Origin of the sequence: Sinorhizobium sp. B11 (assembly GCA_039725955.1) — a bacterium.
Classification (GTDB): Bacteria; Pseudomonadota; Alphaproteobacteria; order Rhizobiales; family Rhizobiaceae; genus Rhizobium.
Genome location: CP091034.1, coordinates 621,605 through 641,916, shown reverse-complemented (window position 1 = coordinate 641,916; position 20,312 = coordinate 621,605). Strand labels below are relative to the sequence as shown.

The following is a 20,312-nucleotide window of genomic DNA, read 5'->3' as shown; positions in this document are numbered from 1 at the left end:
GCGCATGATAGCCGAGTTCGCTCAACCGCGCCGACGCGGATGATTAAGCTACTCTAAATATATATGGCAAAGAAATGGTTAACCGCAGCCTGCAGAAATCTGTAATCAGCCGGCTTTCTTCATCTGCTCGATTCTCTTCTGTTCGCCCGCAGCGTGCGTCGGTTCAACCGGCTGGCTGAGAATACGCGCGCGCCGGCTGAAGCGATACTGGAAGACCCGGAAGAGGAAAATCGGGATACCGATAATATAACGGCGCCAGAGGCGCGCCGGCTCCTGCACCAGGCGATAGGCCCATTCGAGACGCATCATGCGCACGGTCTTCGGCGCGCGGGGGACGGTGCCGGAAACGAAATCGAAAAGTGCACCGACCGTCAGGACGAGACGCGCGTGATCGGCGCGGATATTCTGGTGAACCCATTTTTCCTGCAGCGGCGTGCCCATGCCGACAATCAGGATATCGAGCTTCTGACGCTCCACTTCGGCGGTAACAGCTTCCGGATTTGCCTTGTCGAAAAAGCCGTCGGAGATGACGAAGAATTCGTGCCAGGGCGTATGCCGGGAAAAGTTCTCGGCCGCCTTCTCGACAACCGCACGCGCGCCGCCGATCAGACCGATACGGCGCGGCGTTTCCATGAAGGTCAGGAATGCCGGCACGAAATCGGTACCGTTCAGATTGGCGGGAAATGGCGAACCATGCGTGACCTGGGATGCGATGTTGAGGCCGATGCCATCGGGCAGGACCAGATTATGCGACATGATCTGATAGTATTCGTCGTCGCCCAGGGCGGTCAGCATGTTGTGAGCGTTGACGAAGCAAACCACGGTCTGCCCGACAGGGATGGAAGCCAGTTCGTTGATGAAAACCAGCGCGTCGTCCCAGCCGAGATCGCAGACCGGCAGATCGAAAATCGTCCGCCGCGATGCAAGCACCGCGAAGTTTGCAATCAAATTCATTCCAACCTCCTGCCGAGGGTGCGTCATGCGCCCGACATCCTGGAAAACAAGCCCACATTTCCGCAGCGGAGGTCTTGTGAGGACCAGCGGCGTCCCGCCTGAAGCGATTTCCCCCAACCCGTGGCGGCATCATCCCAAGCTTGTGCCGCGTTTATATCAACTCCGCTTCAAACAACCCTTAGGAAAAACCTTTGGATTTTCATGCGCGCATAAGTAGTTCATTAACCAAGACGAGAACGCAAAAAACGGCGCCTTTCGGCGCCGTTTTGAATTGACCGATCAATGGTGATCAGTGACTGGCCGAGGGAGCCGGCGTTTCGGACGCGGGCGCGGTCTCGACGATCTTGACCGGCGCTCCAACCTTCTGCGGCTTGCCGCCGGAGGTTTCCTTCACGTCTTCCTTCGACAGATAGTCGAGCTGCTCCAGCATGACATCGGCCACATATTCGCCGCCGAGACGCTCGTTCATGCCCTTCTTGATCTGTTCGCGGAAAGCCCCGGGATCGAAGGCCTTGATATTGGAGACGTCGATCATCTTGTTACCGACGAGCAGGCTGAAGAGTTCGTCGGTCGTCATTTCCGTGATCGGCAGGTTGAGGCCTGCGATCATATCCTTGTGCATCATGAAGGAGATGCGGCCGAGGAAATAACCGTTGACCGCACCGTTGCCGATAACGGGCACGGTGATCGTCTCGCCCTTCACCAGCTCGAGCGCGCTTTGCTTGGTATCCGCTTCAACCGGCGCCGGCGCAGTCGCCATGTTCACCGAGAAATAGACCGATGCCAACGTGACGGCGCAGACCCAGACGCCTGTGAGGACGAGCTTGATCATCAGGCATCCCGCGCGGCGAACTGTTCCTGGGAATAGGTGCCGTCAGCATCGGCATCCTGCACGGCGTTCTTCAAGAGATCGGCAACGGCGCGAACCGCCTCCAGATGCGCTTCGACGCGGCGGGCGTTTAGCGTAAGCTTCTTCTTGAGGCCATGAAGCTGGTCCAGATGCGAAGCGGCAAGCTCGGCCGGATCGGTGTCGCGGAAGAGCATCGAGAGCTCGTACAGGCACCGGCTCTTGTGCGCATTGGAGACCTTCAGATCGAACTGCGGATCGCTGCCGATCCGAGTGTTCTCATTGTCGATTATCATTTCGAGGCGCCCGAGAACGGATTTGATCCTGTATTCGTTCGAAACTATTTCCATTTTATCCTCGATTATGCGTCGCTTGTTGCGGACTTATTGTCGGCAGTCGGAGTGCCGAAGGTCTTGCGTTGAAAGTCGTCGATCATGCTCATTGCAGTCTTGCGGTCGTCTTCATCCGTGGAGGCGTTGACGATCTTGCCTTCCTGGCGGCGCAACTGCTCGGAATACATCTGCTTGGCAATTCCGATGCCGTCGCCCTGAGCCATGACGTTGCCGAGCTGCTCGGCCATCATGCCTTTCCAGATATCGCCCGTTGCGCCCTTGCCGAAGACATTCTCGGCATCGCTCGGCAGCATGGACTTCACGAAATTCTGCAGAACCATAGCCTCGAACTTCCGGTAGGTTTCCGGCACGTCCTCGGTCTTTTCGCGGTTCTGGATATTGTGCAGGCCGGTCTTCTGCTTGACGTTGTCGAGAATGTCGACTGCGGAAGAAAAACCGTTACCGCTGTCGGCCAGGCTTGTCGCAGCAAAAGCGGCGCGGCTGGCTTTCAGCTTTTCCTGGGCAGCCTGAACCTCCATGGGGTCGGCCGCCTTGACGACGTCCATCACCAGATCGCTGGGGGGTGAAATAGCCACGTTACAATCCTCTAATGTAAGATCGTGGCGATTATTATTTTTGAAGCTTGCTGGAGGCTGGCGTTGCGAACTGCTGATCGATTACATCGTAGACGGCATTGTCATCCGCCTCACGACGCTCGGCCTGAAGGGCATCGAGCATGCTTTCCTCCAGCCGGTCGCCCTTGGCGCGCTCACGCGTCAGGCGCATTTCATGGACCTGCTGCATGCCGGTCAATTGTTGATCCTTGATGCTCAGCCTGCCGAAACGATCGGCATAACTCTGCGAGAAAGCACGATGGACAGGGTCCAGCGAGCCGAGCGCTAGAATGGCGACATCCATGGCTGCATTGACTTCGGCGCGCTGGCGGCTGGTTTCCGCCAGATCGTACTCCGCCATTTTTTCGAGATGCCGCTGAACCGTGACCAGACGCTTGAGCTTGTCGGAGCGCTTCTTCTCCATCATCGCCCCTCACTTTCCCACGAATATGCTGCCGAAGGATTGGGCGAACTGGCTGATCAATGCAGCGATCGAGAAATAGAGCAGGAAGAGGCCGCCCATGAGCAGATAGGGCGTGGAGATGAAGTAGACCGGGATCTGCGGCGCGAGCTTGTTGATGAAGCCGATCGAGATGTTGAAGATCAGTCCGTAAATCAAATAGGGGCTCGAAAGCCGCAGCATGATGTAGGTGGTCTGCTCCAGCGTATCCGTGAAGGTGATGAGCGTAGAGCGCAACTGCATCAACCCGCCGAAAGGCATGGTCGTGTAGGAATCGATCAGCGCGCGGAAAACGATGTGATGGAAATCCATGATGAAGAGAACCATCAGGCCGGTCATCGTGATAAAGGCCGTCAGACTGATTTCGGGCGAATCTTCGACGATGTCAGACGTGCTCGGCTGCGTGTAGCCGACCATCATCGAGACGATCGTGGCCGCGAACTGCAGACCGAGCGTATAGAGCCTGGCGAGCATGCCATACATCACACCGATCAGTGATTCGCTGAAAATCAGGCCGATATAGGTGCCGGAACTGGTGTGGACCGACGGATAGACCGTGTCCCAGAGCACCGGCAGAACGGCAAGCGAAAGCGCGCCTGCAATGAAGACGCGCAATTGCTCCGGCACGCGGCCCGACGAAAAACCCGGAAGGGTCAGCACGCAGCCACCGATCCGGCAGAAAACCAGAAACAGCGCCAGAACTGTCCCTTGCGGGTCTGAAATCATGAAATCGAGCCCAGAATCTTGATTTCGATGCCCTTGGCCAGTTCCACATGCGAGAGAACGGGAAGTGTTGCGAAGAGTCGCTCGATGATCATGCGGACATAGGAGCGCGTTTCCGGTGAGGTGACAAGGGCGAAAGGCAGGCCTCTGTCCATGAATTCACGGATAACTTTCGTCGCCTGTTCGCTGAACTCTTCGAGCGTGCGCGGATCAATGTCGAATTCGACGACTTCGCCCTTGGCATCGCGCTTGAGCGCCTGGTGGAAGGCGAGGTCCCATTTGCTGCCGAGCCGCAGCACGCGCAGCACGCCGTTGTCGGCAAGGTCGCCGCAAAGCTGCTGGGCCATACGGATGCGGACGTGCTCGACGATCTGCTCCGTCTTCCTGACATGCGGGGCAAGTTCTGCGACCGCTTCCAGAATGAGGTGCAGGTTACGGATCGAGACGCGTTCGGCAAGAAGCAGCTTCAGCACCGCCTGCAGGCCCGAATAGGACATGTGGGACGAGCAGATCTCATCCGCGAGCTTCTTGTATTCAGGGTCGAGACGATCGATCAGGATCTTCACGTCCTTATAGGACAGAAGCTGCGGCAGGTTGTTTCTGATAACCTCGCTCATATGCGTCAGCACGACCGAGACGTTGTCGATCGGCTGGAAACCTTCACGCTTCAAATCTTCGGCGAAGTTTTCGAGGATCGAAACCGCCGGCATGCCGAAAGCGGGTTCGCGGATTTCGTCGCCGGGAATGCTCGGCTTGCGACCGGCGCCGGTGACGACGAGAACTTCGCCGACACGCAGCAGATTCGAGGCGACAGTCGTGCCGTGGATGCGGATCTGATACGACTTCTCGGGGATGCCGATATCGTCGGTGACCTTGATTTCCGGCACGACGAAACCGTATTGGGTGGCGAACTTCTTGCGCATCTTGCCGACGCGGAAGGCGAGTTCCTGATGGGCGCCGAGCAGGCGGGTCGAAACCATCTTGCCGAGAGCAAGCTCGATTTCGGACGTGCGCAGAACCGCTTTGACCGAGTCCTTTTCGAGCTCCTTGGTCTGGACGACCTTCTTTTCCTCGGCTTCACGGCGAAGCAGATTTTCGGCTTCGGCCTGACGCGGAATGAACCAGGCGCCGAAGGCGAGAAGACTACCGAGGATCACGAAGGGCACAAACGGCAGGCCCGGCATCAGAGCGAGGACGAACATCAGCACGGCCGAGACGGAGAGTGCGCGGGGATAGCCGCTCAGCTGATTGACGACCGCCTGGTCGGTGGAGCCTGTGGTGCCGCCGCGCGAGACGAGCAGGCCGGCGGCGAGCGAGACGATGAGGGCCGGCATCTGCGAGACGAGGCCGTCACCGACCGACAACTTGACGAAAACGTCAGCTGCTTCGCCGATCGGCATGCCATGGCGGAAATAGCCGATGATGATGCCGCCGAAGACGTTGATGGCGGTAATCAGAAGACCGGCGACAGCGTCACCGCGAACGAATTTCGAGGCACCGTCCATCGCACCGAAGAAAGAGCTTTCCTCTTCCAGTTCCTTGCGGCGGCGCTGGGCTTCCTTCTCGTCGATGATGCCGGCCGAAAGGTCGGCGTCGATCGACATCTGCTTGCCGGGGATGGCGTCCAGGGTAAAACGCGCGCCCACTTCCGCGATACGCGTCGCACCCTTGGTGATGACGATGAAGTTGATGGTGATGAGGATCAGGAAGACGATCAGACCGATGACGAAGTCGCCGGACATGACCAGGCTTGCAAAGCCGGCGATGACGCCGCCCGCCGCGTCATGTCCCTCGTTGCCGTGCGAAAGGATGACGCGTGTCGTGGCGATGTTCAACGCCAGTCGCGTCATTGTCGCGATCAGAAGGATGGTCGGGAAGGACGAGAATTCGAGAGGTTTCTGGATCCACAGCGCGACCATGAGGATCAGCACCGAGAAGGCGATCGAGAAGGCCAAGCCCATGTCGATCAAAAACGGCGGGATCGGCAGGAAGAGGATGCAGATAATACCGATGATGCCCAAGGCAAAACCGATATCACGCAGACTTGGGGCGGCTTTCGGAAGGGGTAGTGCAGGTGGTTGCGCCATGGCGATTCCGTCTCTTCATGAGAGGAGGCGAACCTCAGAGTCCGCCCAATTCGGATCGACAGTTAAATGGCGAAGCTTGCGCGAAGTTGGCTCAGAAGCCTGACTGGATGCGCGAGAAGACCAGATTGGTGAAGATGGAAATCTGCGAGCCCACGAAGGGGGCCGAAATGCCGACCGTGACCAGAACGGCTACGATCTTCGGAACGAAGGTGAGTGTCGCTTCCTGCACCTGCGTGAGCGCCTGGATCAGCGCGATGACGAGACCGACGACCATTGCCGCAATGACCGCAGGACCCGCGGCAATGAGGACGGTCCAGATAGCAGCCTGGAACAGGTCGAGTGCATCAGCTTCATTCATCGTCAGGCAACCTCATATCGCCTTGAAAGCAGCCAGCCCGGCTTTAACCGGACCGGTATTTTTGGCGTCATCCAAACGAACGAGCGTCAGGCCCTTTCGGCGCCGCCGTCGTCACTTCAGGTATTATCCGAACCGCTATCGTCGCCCGAGGGGTTGGTCGGCGCCGAATCAGAAATGGAGATGCCAGCCTGGATTAGGATTTTACCGCCATTGTCCAGCGTTGCAATGAGGCCGTCGGAATAAACCTTGACGGATTCGACCGTACCCTTGGTCTTGCCGTCGGCGCTTTCCATGTACTTGCCGACATAGCTGCTTGCCTGGGTCAGGCTGGAGCTCGTCAGAAGCGTATCGAGCTTCGTGTTCGTCTGGATCGTCTGCTCGACCTGCGAGAAGCTTGCAAGCTGAGACATCTGCTCGCTGGCATCCATCGGATCGGTCGGATCCTGGTTCTTCATCTGCGCGACCAGAAGCTGAAGGAAGTTATCGTAGTTCAGCGTGGCCTTCTGCTGCGCAGCATTGGACGAGCCATATGTGCTGCTGCCGCCGCCTACGCTCTGGGTTCCGTCTACCGCCATGGTGCGATCTCCCTGCGAATCTGCTCGACCATTGTCGGGGGCAGCTCGTGATTGTTGAGAATGCCGTCTTCGATCGCGTAGAGACCGCGGATCGCCTTCAGCGCGTCAAAGGCGCGGCCGGTCGAAACGAGTGCGTCGATCCGCTTCAGTTCGGCGAGGATTTCCTCGTTCTTGAAGCATGTGAGAAGCATCGTGATCGATTTGCGGAACATCGCCGTCGAATGTTCCTTGCCCTCGGGATTGATGAGGATCATCTGGGCAATGAAGTAGAGCTGGCGAAGCGGCGTGGTCGCGCCTTCCGGCTGTAGCACGTGGTTTTCGAGAAGGAACGTCACATCGTTCAGGAATTCCAGTGCCACCTTACGGTCGACACGCAGGACAGCGCCGTTGATGAAGATTCTTTCTCCGGCTTTCAGAGAAATGCGAAGTGTACTTTTCATTTAAGTCCATCCCTGATGATGGTGGTAACGTCGATAATGCCCTGGTAGTTATTCGACTGACGTTTTCTAATTCTGTCGCATTCCTTCAATATCCAGATCGCAATCGAAATAAGGTTCGCCCTGAGCTCGATCTCCAGCTGGTTGTCTGGATGCTTCAAATCCTCAACGAAGCTGATCCAGACCCTGCGGGTATAGAAGAGAGCTTCAATAGCCTCCCGGCTGTACTTCTCTTTATCGCGCGCCGCCGAAAGCAGTTCGATCGAACGTTCGAGAACCTGCCATTCCCGCTCCTTCGCGTCGGCAACCGAGTCTTGCATGACCTCGGCATAAGAGAACTGATACATTCATGCATCCTTCTTTATATTGCGCGCCTTTGATCATCAAAGGTAGTTCACGAGACTCAACTGCTGAATCTTCGATACGATCGTGTAAGCGGTTTCGAGCTGTGTTTCCAAAGTCTTGACAAGGGTCGAGGCCTCGTAGGGATCAACACCCTGGATATCGACGAGCTTGGTCTGCATGATGTTCGCCTGGGCATCGAGGGCGTCATTCGCCTTTTCGACGCGCTCCTGCGAGAGGCCGAGCTGACTGGCCTGGGTAACGAGACCCGTGGTCGCCCTCGTCGTGTATGTGATCGCCTTGGAGGAGACTGCGCTCATCGCATCGGTGCTGAGATTCTGGCCGAATAGCGCGGCCGTCGTCACAGTTGCCAGAGCGAAGTAACGCATGCCCTCGGAATTGGCGCTGGTCGAGGATTTCAACGACTTCCGAATTGCTGATGCGGCTCGTCATGTTCTGACTGGACGCCTTGGACCAGCCGGTTGTCGGATCCGTCCAGGCGGCTTCGCTGAACATTGGCTCGACCTGGGTCTCGATGAATGTCTTCATCTCGTCGCCGGTGAGTTCGTTGACCGGCTTCGGCGTCGGCAGGCCTGCCGCGTAAGCATTCAAGGCTGTAACGATCGCCGCCGAAGTCGCCGCCGTCTTGTCCGTCAGCGGCTGAATGTCGGTATTGATGCCGGCGAAGAGGTATTCGCCGTTCACCATCGAGTTGGATGTGTCCATCATCGTCGAAAGCGCGCTCGTGGCCGACTGGATAGCGACCGTGACGCTGCCCGGATCGTGGCTGCTCTGCAGCGCGGTCAGCTTGGACAGGAAGCCGTCGCCGGCCGTCTTCATTTTGGTGAGCCCGGTCTGGGCCGATTCCATGCGGGCATCTACAAGCGCATTGCTGAGCTTGATCGATTTGATGCGGTCGACTTCGCGGGTGAAGTCGATGCTCTTGGCTGCGTAACCGCCCAGCGACACACCAATATCGGCGTAGGTGCCGGTGGTCGCTTCCATCGTCGCCTTCGTCATCTGGTTCTGCGCCTGGCGGATCGTCAACCGCATGGCGTTCTGAATGGCCGAACTTGAAATAAATGAGCTCTTCATGGCTTAACTCGCAATATCCAGCAATGCTTTCAACATTTCATCAACGGCGTTCAAAATCTTGGTCGCCGCCTTGTAGGACTGCTCTATGTCGAGAAGGAGCGTCAGTTCCTCGTCGAGGTTGACGCCGGTTTCATTGGAATAAGCTTCATCGGTTCGTGCTGCGGCAGCTTGAGTATTTTCCGCCGCCGTCGTCGCGTTGCTGCGGTTCTGCTCGAGCCAGCCGATCGAATTGGTGGCAAAGGTCAGGATGCTGACATTGGTGTCCAGACCGGTACTCGGATCGAATGCAATCCCCGAATCCATCGACGTATAGAGACGGTCGAGTTCCGCGGTATAACCGCTCGAACCCGTCGGGTTCGCAGCCGTGCTGCTTGCATTGATGTTGCCGTCACGCAACCGCATCGGATCGCCGCCCTTGGAGGTGACGACACGGTCATTGATCGCGATCGTTCCGGCGATGCCCTTGATGACGGTGCCAGCCGGCGGAACCCCGCCTGCGGTGCCGGTCGTCGGGTTTGTCCAGACAAAGAGGCCAGGATTGCCGTCTTCCTGGTAAAGGTTCACGAGGCCGCGAGCGACTTCGTCGAGCTGGCTCTGGAACGTCGGTGCGATATCGTCGCGGATCTGCAGAAGCGAGGCGAGGCTACCCTTGGCATTCGTCGTCGAGCCCGCGCCCATGTTGACGGCCACGCCGTCGACATAGACCTTGTTGCCGACTGTGTCGGCGGCATAGGACTGCGTCGGCTCGAAGCTGACTGCGCGCGGGATCGTCTCGAACAGCGTCGTGCCGTCGGCTGTGTAGAGCACCATGTCGTTGTTGGCGCGTGTCGCCGTAGACACGCCAACGATCTGGTTGATCTGCTTGAGGACCTTTTCGCGCTCATCGAGCGCGCTCGACGGATCTTCGTTCGATGATGTCGCCTTCTTGACGGCATTGTTGGCCGTTTCGAACTGCTTCAGCAGGCTGTTCAGCGAGTCGACCTGATTCTTGATCTGCTTGTCGGCATCGGAACGCTGCTGCTGCACTGCCTTGGAGGCATTGTTCAGCGAGGTTACGACGTCCTGCGCCGCCGTAATCGCACCCTGGGCAGCAATAAGGTCACCGGGGGTGGCGCGGAACGTGCCGAGCTTGTCGCGGAAGGTGCGCAGGGCCGTTTCGGGCGACGTTTCGTTGTCGTTGCCACCCATGATCGATTTCAGATCTTCAAGGCCGCTCAACAGGGTCTGTTGAGCGCTGTCCTGCGAGGACGCCTTGAGATACTGTTTCAGCAGCGCATCTTCCTGTGCGCGGCTGATCTTGACCACCTGGGCGCCGTTCAGCGAGGTGGTGAGCATCGCCTGCCGGCGCACATAGTCCTTGTTGCCGGCGTTCGAGATATTGTTCGATACGATGCTGCTCTGCGCGCCCGTATTGTTGAATATGCTCTGCGCGGTGTTAAGTGCTGAAGTGAGCGACATGGCTTACCCGTTACCCTGAATTAACGCTTGAGGTTGACGAGGACGTCCATAAGATCGGAACCCGTCTGGAACACCTTTGAGTTGGCGGTGTAGCTGCGCTGGGATTCGATCATTTCGGTCAGTTCGCCGGCGAGGTCGACGTTCGAGCCTTCGAGGGCGCCCGACTGGATCTTGCCGAAACCGCTGGTCTGCGGGAAACCGGTGACGGTCACGCCCGACTTGCCGTTGGCCGAATAGACGTTGCCGGACATCAGCGTCAGCAGGTCCGGGCTCGGCACGTTGGCGAGCGGGATCTGGAAGACGGGCTTGGTGCTGCCGTCATCGTACTTCGAGTAGACGATACCGTCGGAGTCAATGGTGATATCGACCGGCGAATTCGCGCCCTGACCGTCGACGTTACCTGTACCCGAGAAATTGTCGCCGACCTGGGAAAGATCGAGCTTCATATTAATGGTGAGGCCGGTTACCGGATCGACGATATTGGTCGTCGACGGGGCCGCCGGGACAGTCATCTGACCCTTGTCATCGAACTGGATGGAGGTGACATTCACCGCCGCCGAGGAATAGGGGAACGAGCTGGTGCCTGTCGTTGCCTTGTCGGCATTGCGGTAGACCGCCATTTCCCACTGGGTCGTACCAGCCGCGGCCGGCGGCGATGCGGGATTGGGAACCTTCGTGTAGTAGATGTCGTACATCACCTTACTACCGAGCTTGTCGTAGGTGACCATCGAGTATTTCTGTGTGTCGGACGTCACCGTAGCGGAGTTTGCGCTTGGCAGGTTGGCCGGGACCGAAACAATCTTTGCGCCGGGCTTGAGGTTGCCGGTCCATGAGCCGTTTGAGGTCGGAACGGCCGCCAACTTCTGGTCGCCGAGGACGTTGATCGGAACGAGGCCGTCAAAGCCGTTGACGACGACTGCCGGAGCAGAGGAACCCCACGGATAGCCCATGAGCGTGAAGCCGGCCGAGTTGACGAGGTTGCCGCTGTCGTCCTTCGTAAAGTCGCCAGCACGCGTCAGGACGGGAACACCATCGCCGCCCTGGACGATGAAGAAGCCGTCGCCGGAAATTGCGAGGTCGTAACCGGAGGTCGTGTAGGAAATGTCGCCCTGGTCGGAGACAGCCTGGCGAACCGTCGTCGTCACGCCGCCCGAGTTGTAGTTACCGGAGCCCGACGGCAGGACCAGCGACGAAAACGCGGTCGAAACTGCCTTGTAGCCGCTGGTGTTCACGTTCGCGATGTTATCGGAGACGGTGCTGAGGCGGTTTGCCTGAGCGTTCATCCCCGATACTGCCGTCTTCATGCTGCCGAAAATGCTCATCTGAAAACCTCGTTTTACCTGTTAAGTGCAACAGTATTTGGCGGGCCTTGCGTGAAGCTGTCTGTTGTGCCGGGTCGCCGACCGAAATATTCCGGCTTTCCCGCGCGGCACGACCCGCGCCGAAAAATCAATTCCAATCAATGCAGTAGCCAAGGAAGCGCTTGGAATCGACCGGGTCGACGCCGAGCTTCTTGCGCAGCTTCTTGCGTAGCTTGGAGATGTGGCTTTCGACGACGTTTTCTTCGACTTCCTCATCGAAAATGCCGTAGATCGCATTGAAGATCTGGGTCTTGGTGACGCGACGGCCGCGATTGGCAATCAAGTATTCGAGGATGCGGCGCTCGCGGCGCGGCAAGGCGAAGGTTTCGCCGTTGATTTCCGGATCGCGCCCGTCGGAGAAGACGCGGATGGCGCCGATGTCGGTGTGGTTTGCGATCGCCTTCAGGCGACGACGGATTGCAGCGGCACGCGCGAGAATCTCACGCGGATGCACCGGCTTGCGTACAACGTCGTCCACGCCGCAGTCAAAAAGGGCCAGCGTGTTTTCGAGTGACGGTTGATCGCTGACCGCAATCACCGGCGCCATCGAGCGATCCCTGATCGCACGCGGCAATTCCATGGCCCGCTGCCCCTGGCCGATCAGAAATGCCTCGACCGCGGCGATGTCAGAATCAGCCGCCGTTTGCACCCATTCGCCGAATTCACCGGGATCAAAGCCGGTTGAGGGAATGCCCTCACGACCAAAGAGAGAAGTGTAACCATCCTTCACGAGCTCACGCTCATCAACCACTACGATCATTCGTCCGCCTCCGAATCAGTGTGGCACATCGATGATCTATGGGTACGAATCGCGCGAATCTGCAGCAACTCGTGAAAGTTAATGGCGGAAATTAATAATTGATTAAGATTTGGGTACCGATTTGATCTACATATAGTAGGTCGACGAGGTTATGCATACAAAAATTTCGTGGAAAAGTTAACGTCCGCTTAATTACGCCTTGCAAGCGGGTTTTGTGCCGAATTCTTGCCACACTGTGACACAGTTCGGTCATAATTGGTGAATTCAATTATTAATTGAATTAATTTCCGCAGAAATTGCTCGCATTGGGAGTCCACTTGCCATAGCCGGTGGCAACCAGATTTGCGATGACGCGGCAGACATATTGCTTCTGCGCCGGATTGTTGTTCGGCCCCGCGTGGTATCTGGCTACCGCCATCGTCCAGGTCTCATGACGATCGTGAAGATTGCGCAGGAACTTCGCTGCATACTCCACGTTGCGGTGGGGATCGAACATATCCTCCACGGAGCTGAAGTTTTCACCGTGGAAATAGTGATTGATTTGCATACATCCGATATCGATTAGCTTCGCGCCGTCCCTGCTGGCAGTGTCGAATTGACGCAACGCGGCTTGCTCGGAGGCAGGAAACAGCGCCTTGCCTTCGACGTTCATCGCATAGGGATAGAGCGAACCCTTGCGCCCGGTTTCCGTCAAGCCGACCGAATAGAGAATCCCCTCGGGGATCCCGTATTTGGCTGCCGCAGACTGGATCTCGCGCTCGCAGGCGCCTGTGGAGGCGGATGCGCTAGAGGTAAACGCTACCAGGGCGGCTGCCGCCAGCGTCGATAGCAGAAGCGTTCTCAACACCGTTGCCGCCCGCACCATTGAAGCCTCCATCCGTCTGCCGCGCTGTCTGGTTCTGGCGCTCGCGCGCCTCGCCGCCCTGGCCTTGCTGGGCGAGCGACTGTTGCTGCTGCTGGGAAGTCTGTCCCTGGCTGTTTGCCTGGTTGCCGGCATCGGACCGATCCACTGGCGCCATGCTGATGGTCACGTTATCGACCGCATAGCCCTGGCTGCGTAGCGCCTCGAGAATCTTGCCGTGGTCTTCCTTGAGCTGGCGATAGGCCGCGCCGGTCTCGACCTTGAGGTCGACATTCAGCGTATCGCCTGACAGCCGCATCGTCGCCGTGACGAGGCCAAGATCGATCGGGCTCATCTGGATCTTGAGGGTGTTCACCACCTTGCCGGTGCTTGTCCATTCAGCGGCGTTCGACAGAGCAGAGCTCGGCTGCATAGCCTGTGCCCATTCCTTGTCACCTGAAAGTGCCGCTGTCACGTTTGCGGAATTCGGGTTCTGAACCAGGCCGAGATAGCGACGCGATTCCAGGACGGAAACATTTTCGACGCTCGACTTTCCCGACTTCTCGCCGGGTTGCTCGGTACCGATATGCATGTCCATCGACTGGCCACGGCCATCGGCACGGCTGATCCTGAACGTCTTGCCTTCGGTGCCTTCGGCATTCTCCGTTCCCGGCACACGCGCGTCATTGCCATGCGGGGCGACGGCTGCCAATGCATCCGACACGTGCGCACCAGCCTTCGCACCGTTTACGCCTTCGGCGTTGGCGTCCTTCTTGCCGGCCGTTGCGTCGTCCGCCTTCGCGGCCGCATGATGAGCCGAAGCCTGCAGGACAGCCGCGGCGTCCCCGGGCTCCTTCTTCAGCAGGCCGAGAACGTCGGTGATATCGCCATCGCCGGGCTCTACGTCAGCGCCTGTATCGACAGCGGTATCGCCGCCGAGCGCACCGATCTTGACCTGTTTGGCAGGCTTGCCCCCCGCCTGAGCAACGGTCTCGGCTGCCTCATCCTTGGCGCCCGGCTTGCCCAGTCCAAAGACAGCTGCGTCCTTCTCTCTTACAGACTTCGCAGGCATCTTGCCGGCGTTTGCGATGGTTTCGGACTGCACGTCCACCTGTCCCTGGAGCGAGGCGTCATTCAGATCGATCAGCGGCTTCGGATTGCGTCCGCGCAAGTTCCGCGCCGCGGCCTCGGCGCTATCGCTGGCGTCCTGCTGGCCGGACTTATCGACGCCATCCGCATCCTGATCGCTGTTGCCGGCCTTGGAGAGGACATCGGAGAAGCCGCCGTTCTGATCCGCGGCGTCGCCTCTGCCGGCCCCCCGACCGGATCTTACGGACGCAGACGCATCCGTGCCGGGCGCTCCGCCCGAGACGCTGAAATCCATCATCATCTTACTTGCCTTCTTGGGCCAGGAGACCGTCGATTTCGTCGAGCTTGGATCGATTGGTCGTCACGAAAGAGGTAAATGAAGGGTCGACATCCTGGCCCCCCGTGCCAGCAGAAGCCTCGCCTTCGACAACAGGTTCCGGGGAGACGCTATGCGCTCCTTCCGGTTGCGCAGCCGTGGCGGCTGCAGCCTGTTCAGAAGTAATTTCTTGATTAGTATTATTAGGGGTGGAGCCTTGCGTCAGGCTTGCCGGATCCGGAGCCCTCAATATCTGCTCGGCAACGGAGCGAGCAGCTGCCTGCAGTGCCTGATCCTGCGGCGAGAGAGATGCGCCGGAGATATTGGCGATATATTTGGCCGCCTGGTCAATATCGTCGGTCGGGACGTTTGCCATGCCGTTGTAGAAATCGGCGAGCGGTCCGAATGGATTGTCGGTCCCCTCGCCCAGCGACTGAACGCGCTGAGCGGCCATACGGGCGAGATCAGGCTTTCCAGCAATCGCGGCAGCGCGCGCGACACGCAGATAGACCTCGCGCTGGCGTGGGGCATCCATGAAGGAGAGGATATCGACAACCGTCTGTGGCTTGACATCGTGATCGTGGCTGACAATCAGCTTCACGAAGAGATCGGCGAACTGGCTGGCATAGGGCGAATGGAGGAAGCGGCGGATATAGCGCTGCGAATAGGCAAGCCCCCTGTCGACCTGCCCGGTTTCGACGCAGATGGCGACCGAGCGGCGCAGCGCCGCCTCTTCCACGATCGTGCCGGGTGCGTTGAGGCGCGCCTTGTCATATAATGCAAGGGCATCCGTCGGCTTCGTGGCGATCATCACATTGCCGCCGATCAACGCCAGATAGGGGCCAATCTTCTTGCCCTCATATTCCTTGGCTGTTTCTTCCAGCGTCTTGGAGACAAGAAGGCCCTTGCCGCTCAGATATTTCCGCAACACATCGGTAACGCGATTGTCGAAGTAACCGTTGACGTCATGGGCAACGAGATATTCCAGCGTCTGAGGATTGCCGCCGCTCATTACATAGATCAGCGCGGCATCGACGTTGCGATCGTCATCATAGACGGACGGATCGACATTGCGCAGGCGCTGATCGATCTTGCCAAGCATGAAGCGCTGCATTTCGCCGGCGGAATGATCGCCCGTTACAACCGAGTCCTGAACGAACTGCAGCGAGCGCAGCATCTTGTACGGCGCGAGATCGTCCGCATCTGCGGCATGGCCGATGGCTGGCGACATCATCGCCAGGCCGAAGACCGCATATCTGAAATAGCGATGCTGCCTGCGCGTCATGCGACTATCCTTGATCTGCCTGCACGAGAATCTCGATCCGGCGGTTTGACGCGTTGTAGGGGTCATCAGGCAGTTTCAGGCGGCGGTCGGCGAAGCCGGAAACCTGGGAAATACGCTTCTCGTCGAGGCCGCCGCGAACGAGCATGTAATAAGCGCTCTGGGCACGGTCCATCGAAAGGCGCCAGTTCTCGTTGAGATCGCCCTTGAACGGCCGCCCGTCCGTATGGCCGCGGATGGCAACGGCTCCGCCCCTCTGCTTCAGGATCGCACCGATCTTCTGCATGGCGAGGACCATCTCCTGGCGCGGCACAGCAGAGCCGATATTGAACATGGAATCGTCGTTCTGGTCGGAAATGCTCACCAGCAGGCCGCCCTCGGACGCCGTCACCGTCAGGCCCTCGGCGAGCTTGCCGGCAACACCGGAGATCTGCTGGGCAATCTCCTGCTGCAGTTCCTCGGCCTGCTGCTTTTCTTCGGCTTGCTTCGCCTCTTCCTTCTTGTCGGCGTCCTTGGTCTTGTCCGCCTGCTTGTCCTTGGTCTTATCCGCCTTCTTGTCGGCCTGCTTCTCTGTCGAAGCGGCGACGGCAGCGCTGTTGGGGTCCTTGCTCAGCAGGGTGGAAGGCTGGGCATTTTCGGCCTTGGCGAACTCATTCGGTTCGGCCTTAGAATCGAGCGGCGAAGGCTGCTGTGGTTTGCCGGCGGTCGTAACTTCGACCTGCTTGGTCCAGAAATCCGGATCGAAGGGGTCGCGGTAAGCCTCGCCGCCATCGGCGCCGGTCGCCGGACCCGAATCCGCCGCACCGCCATCGCCCTTGGCGCTGACGTTTGCCTGCTGGCCAACTTCCTGGGCAATCTCGGCAAGAACCGAATAGGGGTTCTCGAAGAAATCGGCTTCCGAGTAATTGGTCTTGTCGCCGGAGGTCGAGGTCTGATCGTCGCCGTCGGCGGCAGACTTGCCCTGGTTCGGATTCTCTTCCTTTTCCTTCGACTTTTCCTGGTTCTGCTCGCCTTCAGCCTGGTCGACCGGCTTCTTCAGACCCTTTTCCGTCGGCTTTTCATCCGACAGTTTGATCGGATTGAAATAGGTCGCGATCGAGGCCTTGGTTTCCTCGTTGGCGGCGTTGACGAGCCACATCACCAGGAAGAAGGCCATCATTGCCGTCATGAAGTCGGCATAGGCGATTTTCCACGCACCGCCGTGAGCGCCGTCATGATCTCCACCGCCATGTTTCTTGACGATGATGATCTCGTTCTTTCCGTGGTGATGGTTTTCGCCGTCGCTCATTCGGAAACTTTCTTCAAGCTAGCCGCCCAGGCGGAAATACGGGTCACGAGTACGGTCTCGCCGATCTCGGCAGCAAGGTCGATGTCATCAGCCTCATGATGGCGGACCAAGGCGGCATGTTCTCCGAGTTCATCCTTGAGGATATCGAAAAGCTTGGCCGGACCGCGCACGACGACCGGCACCGCCGCACCGTCGAGGATCGCCTCGCGCAGCAGAACGGCAAGATTTTCGGCAGCTTTCTTCGCGAGCGCCTCGGTCATCACAGGTGCGATTGCCGCCGCGGTCACTTCGCTGACGAGCGTAGCAATCTCTTCGGCCATGTCGCGGATGCGGGAGGCGATCACCGCAGCCGCTTCGATTTCGTAGCGAAGCCTCAGTTCCTCGATCTCACCGGCATGCGCCTCGGCGGCGGCCCGGGCCTCGCTTTCGTATTTTTCGGTCAGGTCCGCAGTGGCTGCCGCGAAGCCCTCGGAAAAGGCCTCGCGCCGCTCTGCCTCGACGTCGACCTCCGGCTCCTGCGGCAATTCCGCAAACGCGGAGGCGGTTTCGGTCGCGAAATCATCTACATCGATGATCGGTGCCGAGGGACTCGGCTCACCGAAATCCTTCAAATACCGGGAAAGCATAATGCTCATAAAAAACCGTCCAGTATTCGGGATGCACGCGGCATGCCCCCGCTTGAAAATGACCATGTCCTTGCCGGCATGCCGTTCCGGTTCGGAAGAGGCCTGGGGCCTGTTGCCGGCATGGATTCGGACGCTGCCTTCATGCCGGAAACTAGAAACCCAAACTTGCGCGAGGATGAATGGTACCGCCCTCGCGCCGATCGTTATTCGAGCAGGATCAGAATTTTGCTGGCGGACGTATTGAGGATGGAGATCGCTTCAACTGCCATCTGCTTCTGAGTTTCAATCGCCTTCTGGCGGGTCGAAGCCTCGTCCATATCGGTGTCGACGAGGGCACCGACACTCTTGTCGATAGCGTCGGACAGGTCGGCGGTGTAGTCGATCTGGTCGTCGATGCGAGCCTTCATGATACCAATCCCTGCCGCCGAATTCGTGAGCTGCTTGAGCATGGAGTCCGTAGCCGTCAGCATATCCATGAGCTGCGAGTCGGTCGTCGACTTGCTGATCGAGATTGCCGTGCCCGTCGCCGGCGTCCCGGAGTTCGCATTCAGGAGATAGTAGTTGCGCACCGGCGTGCCATCGACATTGCCGTTGACATCCTTGGTAAACAGGCCGCCACTGGCATTAGTCTTGTCGATCAGGATGGTCTGGGATGACGGAAAGTCGACGGTCTGGGCCTGATACTCGCCGGTCGGGGCGCGTACGAAGCTGCCGATGATCTTCCATTGCGGGGGCGCCGCAGGCTCGCCGTTCAACAGCCAGTTTTCGCCGGCGAAGGCCGTTCCCTCCACCATCGTCTGAAGCTGGTTCTTGTATTCCGTGATTTCCGCATTGATCTTGTCCTTGTCGGCGCCTGGCTCACGCGCGGCAACCAGCTTGGCTCTGAGATCGCCGAGAAGATCGATGGCGGAGTTCATCGCCGTATAGGTCGAATCGACCTTCGCCGCGCCGAGGCCGAGCGCATCGCCGATGGTGCCGAGATTGGTGCTGTCGCCGCGCATGACGCTCGCGATCGACCAATAGGTCGCATCGTCGGACGCGGTCGCGACCCGTTTTGCCGTGGAAATCTGCTGCTGTACGTCGCTTGATTCTTTATTGATGCTGCGCAGCACTGCAAGCGCACTCACCGCGGCCGCGTTGGTAATCTTGACGGTCATCGACATGGTCTCGGAAAGGTGAAGGGATCAGGCCGGTTTGCCGGCAGCGACTGAAATGGCATCATGCCGCCGGCGGGTCCCCCACGCCGGTGTGTCGCAAAACAAATCAACTCCCGGCAACGTTAACCTGATATCAACCACTTCCGCAAGAGCGGAAACGGGAATAAAGCAGCGTCGCCGAAGATCCCACAAGCCATTGAAAAAAAACGAAAACCGCGCCGTTTTGGCGCGGTTTCCAGGCTGCCGCGAAACGGCGGCACAAGGTTTGGTCCAGCTTCAGCCGCCGCCTTAGCTGCGGAAGAGCGTGAGGACGTTCTGAGCGCTGGAATTTGCGATCGAAAGCGACTGGATCGCCAGCTGTTGTTGCGTCTGCAGCGCCGTCAGCCTGCTCGATTCCTCTTCCATGTCGGCGTCGACGAGGCGGCCGACACCCGAGTCGATCGAGTCGCCGAGGGCCGCGACGAAGTTCTCCTGCAGCTCGATACGGTTGGAGATGGAGCCAAGCTGAGAGGCTGCCTTCGTCATTGCCTCCAGGCCTGCTTCGATTGCCGTCAGCGCCATGGCGATTTCCGGCTGACCGAAGGAGGTGATGTTCATGGTGTAGATCGAGCCGATCGTACCGTTGGAGGTACCGATAATGCCGGTGCTCGAGTCGATTGTGCCCGTCGTGGTCATGCCGAACAGGACGTTGCCGTTGGAAGACGAGTCCAGGACATAATCGGTCGTCTTGACCGAGACATTGCCGTTGCCGTCGCGGACGAAGGTGGAAACGACGCTCTTGGTCGTGTTGCCGGCAACCCAGTTTTCACCGGAGAAGGAAGCCGACTGGGAGATGCTCATGAGCTGAGCCTGGAGCTGGCTGATTTCTTCCTGGATCTTGGTCTTGTCGACACCCTTTTCAGTTGCCGCGACGATCTTGGACTTGATTTCGCTGACGACGTCGATGGCGTTGTCCATGGCCGTGTAGGCCGTGTCGACCTTTGCAGCGCCGAGACCGAGAGCGTCGGAGACTGCGGAAAGAGCCTTGTTGTCCGAACGCATGGTCGTTGCGATGGACCAATAAGCTGCGTTGTCTGCTGCCTTTTCAACGCGATAGCCGGAAGATACGCGATTTTGAGTATCCTGAAGATTATTGCTGATGCCGCGGAGTGTCTGGAGAGCGGCCATGGCCGCGACGTTGGTCAAAATGCTGGTCATGAAATGATTGCCCCTTGTTGGCAGACATTAATAAAAGGGACATTCGGGAATAGCGCCCGGGAACGACGATCAGCCTTCATGCCTGTTAACCCGTTCTTAAATTTGGTTAACTC

The 20,312-nt window shown here is 58.6% G+C and carries 21 protein-coding genes and 1 pseudogene; all 22 read right to left on the bottom strand.

Going from position 1 to position 20,312, the window contains the following annotated elements; all coding sequences use genetic code 11:
- Positions 1-105: 105 nt before the first annotated feature.
- On the bottom strand, positions 106-954 hold the full coding sequence (locus LVY75_12955; GenBank protein XAZ24125.1) for a WecB/TagA/CpsF family glycosyltransferase: 849 nt from the start codon (positions 952-954) through the stop codon (positions 106-108).
- A gap of 289 nt (positions 955-1,243) precedes the next feature.
- Positions 1,244-1,786: a hypothetical protein gene (locus tag LVY75_12950; protein ID XAZ24124.1), complete on the bottom strand. Its 543-nt coding sequence runs from the start codon at positions 1,784-1,786 to the stop codon at positions 1,244-1,246.
- Positions 1,786-2,151 carry a hypothetical protein gene (locus tag LVY75_12945; GenBank protein XAZ24123.1) on the bottom strand — a complete coding sequence of 122 codons (366 nt, stop codon included), beginning with the start codon at positions 2,149-2,151 and terminating at the stop codon, positions 1,786-1,788. Before LVY75_12945 ends, LVY75_12950 begins: the two co-directional genes overlap by 1 nt.
- 11 nt (positions 2,152-2,162) lie before the next feature.
- Positions 2,163-2,729 (bottom strand): rod-binding protein, encoded by a 567-nt coding sequence (locus LVY75_12940; protein ID XAZ24122.1) that lies wholly within the window; start codon positions 2,727-2,729, stop codon positions 2,163-2,165.
- A gap of 34 nt (positions 2,730-2,763) precedes the next feature.
- A complete protein-coding gene (locus LVY75_12935; GenBank protein XAZ24121.1) occupies positions 2,764-3,174 on the bottom strand; it encodes a hypothetical protein in 411 nt (136 codons plus the stop codon).
- Positions 3,175-3,180: 6 nt separating this feature from the next.
- On the bottom strand, positions 3,181-3,933 hold the full coding sequence (gene fliR, locus LVY75_12930) for a flagellar type III secretion system protein FliR (GenBank protein ID XAZ24120.1): 753 nt from the start codon (positions 3,931-3,933) through the stop codon (positions 3,181-3,183).
- On the bottom strand, positions 3,930-6,017 hold the full coding sequence (gene flhA, locus LVY75_12925) for a flagellar biosynthesis protein FlhA (protein ID XAZ24119.1): 2,088 nt from the start codon (positions 6,015-6,017) through the stop codon (positions 3,930-3,932). The genes fliR and flhA overlap by 4 nt, the downstream gene beginning before the upstream one ends.
- A 91-nt stretch (positions 6,018-6,108) precedes the next feature.
- Complete coding sequence (gene fliQ, locus LVY75_12920; GenBank protein XAZ24118.1) at positions 6,109-6,375, bottom strand: flagellar biosynthetic protein FliQ; 267 nt, start codon at positions 6,373-6,375, stop codon at positions 6,109-6,111.
- Between the two features lie 116 nt (positions 6,376-6,491).
- On the bottom strand, positions 6,492-6,950 hold the full coding sequence (gene flgD / locus LVY75_12915; GenBank protein ID XAZ24117.1) for a flagellar hook assembly protein FlgD: 459 nt from the start codon (positions 6,948-6,950) through the stop codon (positions 6,492-6,494).
- The gene (gene flbT, locus LVY75_12910; GenBank protein ID XAZ24116.1) at positions 6,941-7,390 is read right to left on the bottom strand and encodes a flagellar biosynthesis repressor FlbT; all 450 of its coding nucleotides are present in this window, start codon (positions 7,388-7,390) and stop codon (positions 6,941-6,943) included. The genes flgD and flbT overlap by 10 nt, the downstream gene beginning before the upstream one ends.
- Positions 7,387-7,734 carry a flagellar biosynthesis regulator FlaF gene (gene flaF, locus LVY75_12905; GenBank protein XAZ24115.1) on the bottom strand — a complete coding sequence of 116 codons (348 nt, stop codon included), beginning with the start codon at positions 7,732-7,734 and terminating at the stop codon, positions 7,387-7,389. Before flaF ends, flbT begins: the two co-directional genes overlap by 4 nt.
- A 36-nt stretch (positions 7,735-7,770) precedes the next feature.
- Positions 7,771-8,824 (bottom strand): annotated as a pseudogene (locus LVY75_12900) (flagellar hook-associated family protein).
- A gap of 3 nt (positions 8,825-8,827) precedes the next feature.
- Positions 8,828-10,282 carry a flagellar hook-associated protein FlgK gene (gene flgK / locus LVY75_12895; GenBank protein ID XAZ24114.1) on the bottom strand — a complete coding sequence of 485 codons (1,455 nt, stop codon included), beginning with the start codon at positions 10,280-10,282 and terminating at the stop codon, positions 8,828-8,830.
- A 20-nt stretch (positions 10,283-10,302) separates the two neighbouring features.
- Positions 10,303-11,604: a flagellar hook protein FlgE gene (locus tag LVY75_12890; protein ID XAZ24113.1), complete on the bottom strand. Its 1,302-nt coding sequence runs from the start codon at positions 11,602-11,604 to the stop codon at positions 10,303-10,305.
- 127 nt (positions 11,605-11,731) lie between these two features.
- A complete protein-coding gene (locus LVY75_12885) occupies positions 11,732-12,403 on the bottom strand; it encodes a winged helix-turn-helix domain-containing protein (protein ID XAZ24112.1) in 672 nt (223 codons plus the stop codon).
- 280 nt (positions 12,404-12,683) lie between these two features.
- On the bottom strand, positions 12,684-13,247 hold the full coding sequence (locus LVY75_12880) for a lytic transglycosylase domain-containing protein (protein XAZ25711.1): 564 nt from the start codon (positions 13,245-13,247) through the stop codon (positions 12,684-12,686).
- Positions 13,189-14,631, bottom strand: coding sequence for a flagellar hook-length control protein FliK (locus LVY75_12875; protein XAZ25710.1), 1,443 nt, complete (start codon positions 14,629-14,631; stop codon positions 13,189-13,191). Before LVY75_12875 ends, LVY75_12880 begins: the two co-directional genes overlap by 59 nt.
- Positions 14,632-14,635: 4 nt before the next feature.
- Positions 14,636-15,934: a chemotaxis protein gene (locus tag LVY75_12870; protein XAZ24111.1), complete on the bottom strand. Its 1,299-nt coding sequence runs from the start codon at positions 15,932-15,934 to the stop codon at positions 14,636-14,638.
- Positions 15,935-15,938: 4 nt separating this feature from the next.
- Positions 15,939-17,219: a MotB family protein gene (locus tag LVY75_12865; GenBank protein ID XAZ24110.1), complete on the bottom strand. Its 1,281-nt coding sequence runs from the start codon at positions 17,217-17,219 to the stop codon at positions 15,939-15,941.
- The gene (locus LVY75_12860) at positions 17,216-17,854 is read right to left on the bottom strand and encodes a hypothetical protein (protein XAZ24109.1); all 639 of its coding nucleotides are present in this window, start codon (positions 17,852-17,854) and stop codon (positions 17,216-17,218) included. Before LVY75_12860 ends, LVY75_12865 begins: the two co-directional genes overlap by 4 nt.
- Positions 17,855-18,048: 194 nt before the next feature.
- Positions 18,049-19,002, bottom strand: coding sequence for a flagellin (locus LVY75_12855; GenBank protein XAZ24108.1), 954 nt, complete (start codon positions 19,000-19,002; stop codon positions 18,049-18,051).
- A 288-nt stretch (positions 19,003-19,290) separates the two neighbouring features.
- On the bottom strand, positions 19,291-20,199 hold the full coding sequence (locus LVY75_12850; protein XAZ24107.1) for a flagellin: 909 nt from the start codon (positions 20,197-20,199) through the stop codon (positions 19,291-19,293).
- Positions 20,200-20,312: the final 113 nt, after the last annotated feature.